This is a genomic window from Microcystis sp. M079S1 (genome assembly GCF_020246425.1).
GTDB classification, from domain to species: domain Bacteria; phylum Cyanobacteriota; class Cyanobacteriia; order Cyanobacteriales; family Microcystaceae; genus Microcystis; species Microcystis aeruginosa.
Genome location: NZ_JADBSZ010000036.1, coordinates 1 through 2,563, shown reverse-complemented (window position 1 = coordinate 2,563; position 2,563 = coordinate 1). Strand labels below are relative to the sequence as shown.

At 49.0% G+C, this 2,563-nt stretch carries 2 protein-coding genes; one reads left to right on the top strand and one right to left on the bottom strand.

Features of this window, described 5'->3' with window-relative positions; translation table 11 throughout:
• Positions 1-411 (bottom strand): RNA-guided endonuclease InsQ/TnpB family protein (locus IM456_RS02110; protein WP_287692078.1); only part of this gene is annotated, 411 nt, incomplete at its 3' end.
• 91 nt (positions 412-502) lie between these two features.
• Between IM456_RS02110 and ggt the strand changes: the two genes are divergently transcribed.
• Positions 503-2,191 carry a gamma-glutamyltransferase gene (ggt, locus tag IM456_RS02105; RefSeq protein WP_253881536.1) on the top strand — a complete coding sequence of 563 codons (1,689 nt, stop codon included), beginning with the start codon at positions 503-505 and terminating at the stop codon, positions 2,189-2,191.
• The last annotated feature ends 372 nt before the right edge of the window (positions 2,192-2,563 follow it).

Below are 2,563 nucleotides of genomic sequence, written 5' to 3'. Positions count from 1 at the left end.
CCATCGAATAGGTAAAGGTTCTGTGCATTTAGCTAAATAGATTTGTCTGTCTTTAAATTTAAAAGCAGATTTGGTAAATTCGGCACTTCCTCCCTGATGTTTTTTCTTAAAGTTAGGATACTTAGTACGACCAGCAAAGAAATTAGTAAAAGCTGTTTGTAGATGTCTTAACCCTTGTTGTAAAGGTACACAGCTAACTTCATTGAGAAAGTTTAATTCTTCTTGTTTTTTCCAATCGGTTAGCATTGAAGAAGTTTCAGTATATCCTACTCTTTCTTGTCTTTCGTACCAAGCTTGTGTTCTGAGATGGAGAGCTTTATTGTAAACTAATCTTACACAGCCCAATGTGCGCCGCAATAGCGACTCTTGTTCTGGTGTCGGGTAAAATCGGTAAGAATAGGCTTTTTCCATACCTCACATTTTAGCATATATTTCGTAAATGTGCTAATATTTAACAGTAAAGCCGTCGTAGAACGACGGGGTTTCAGACCCAAAATTTTCGATGAAAATTCCCCGCACGTTTCTCTTGTTTTTCCTTGCGATCACCGTTAGTCAGAACGTGCGCGGTCAACTGCCAGAAAAAACCGCCGTGGGCAAAAACGGCATGGTGGTTACCAGTCAGGGGGAAGCTTCTAGAGTCGGTCTGGAAATTCTCCGCAAGGGTGGGAATGCGATCGATGCGGCCGTTGCCGTGGGTTACGCGCTTGCAGTCACCGAGCCTTGCTGTGGCAATCTAGGCGGTGGCGGCTTTATGCTGATCCGGTTAGCCAACGGCGAAAGCGTGTTTATCAATTTTCGAGAGACCGCACCTCTAGCCGCCACCGCCAATATGTACCTTGATCGCAATGGTGAGATTATCCCCGGCCGCAGTCGCAACGGCTATCTGGCGGTGGCGGTTCCTGGTACAGTGCGAGGTCTGGATCTGGCCTTACAGAAATACGGTACACGCTCGCGTCAACAAGTCATCGCTCCAGCGATCGCCCTTGCTGGACAGGGATTTATCCTGGGGACAGGAGATATAGAAATCCTCCGGAGAAGCGGTGAGAAGTTAAAAGATCCGAGTATGGCGGCGATTTTCCTGAAAAATGGTTCAAAACCCTACGAGGTAGGCGATCGCTTAGTACAGAAGAATCTCGCGCGCACTCTCACCCAGATTGCTCGCGGCGGGCCAGCAGTTTTCTATGGGGGGGAAATCGGCGCGCAGGTGGTAGCGGAGAGTCGGAAACAGGGGGGAATTCTCAGTGCTGAAGACCTGGACACCTATCAGGCATTGGAACAGGAACCCCTACAATGCACCTATCGCGGTTACGATATCCTGACCGCGCCGCCACCTGGAGGAGGGATGACGGTGTGCTTGATGTTGAATATCCTACAAGGCTATGATCTCAAAGCTTCGGGATTCCGATCAACCGATACGGTTCATCGCTTTCTCGCTGCGATGTTGTTTGCCTACGTTGATCGCAATACCTATCTCGGCGATCCGAAATTTGTCCAGATTCCCCTAGAACGACTGCTATCGGCAGAATACGCTGCCTCCATCCGGGAGAAAATCCCAACCAAGCAGGCCGTAGATCCCCGTCCCTTCTATCAAACCATCATTCGAGAGGGCGATAGTACCACTCACTACTCGGTGATTGATCGCACCGGCAATGCGGTATCCGTCACCTATACGATCAACTCGTCTTTCGGGGCCGGAGTGATTGCGGGTGACACTGGCTTTGTACTCAATAATGAAATGGATGATTTCGTCAGTAAACTAGGTTCCCCCAACCAATTTGGGCTAATTCAGGGACGGGCAAATCGGATTGAACCGGGCAAGCGTCCCTTGAGTTCCATGTCTCCCACCATCGTGGTAAAAAATGGCCAGGTGGTACTGATTACCGGAAGCCCTGGCGGTTCCACCATCCCGACAACGGTATTACAGATGATCACCCATACGATCGACTACGGGATGACCGTTGCCGAAGCGGTGAACTATCCCCGATTCCATTATCAGGGAATGCCCGATCGGGTTTTGATCGAACCGAACGCGCTCGCTCCGAAGGTAGTGGCCGCTCTCGAAAAACGGGGCTATACCTTCCAACCTTTTCCGAAATGGGGATCGGCCGAGTCGATTGCGGTCGATCGCTCCCGAACCTTTACTGGTGCGGCCGATCAACGCAGAAACGCAGGCGAAGCGAGGGGATTTTAAGAAAGTACCCAAAAACGGGGTAAATGTCCCCATTTTTTCGATATAAACGGCAATTACCCAAATCGTAACCGGGTAAAGGCATAACGAGCAAGGAAAATTGCCGCCAGAATCCAGGTCACTAGGGACACTTCACGTCCCTTGCCGCTAAATACCCGATCAGGCGGGGTACAATCTATGTCAACAATTATCTCTCTCCCCCTTATCTTGGGGACGTTACTCGGACTCAGCGAACCCGCATTTCTCACAAACTGAATTGAGAACCTAATTTAGAGGTTGAGAGTTGTGTTTTTAAAAATTAAGAAAAACTCTGAAGGTTGCCGAGCGATAATTCGACAAAACTAGCCAAATTTTTGCGTAATCAACAGATAAAAT

What these genes read in the sequence shown, in the direction of transcription:
- ggt (WP_253881536.1), top strand. Translation starts at nt 503, where the DNA reads ATGAAAATTCCCCGCACGTTTCTCTTGTTTTTCCTTGCGATCACCGTT.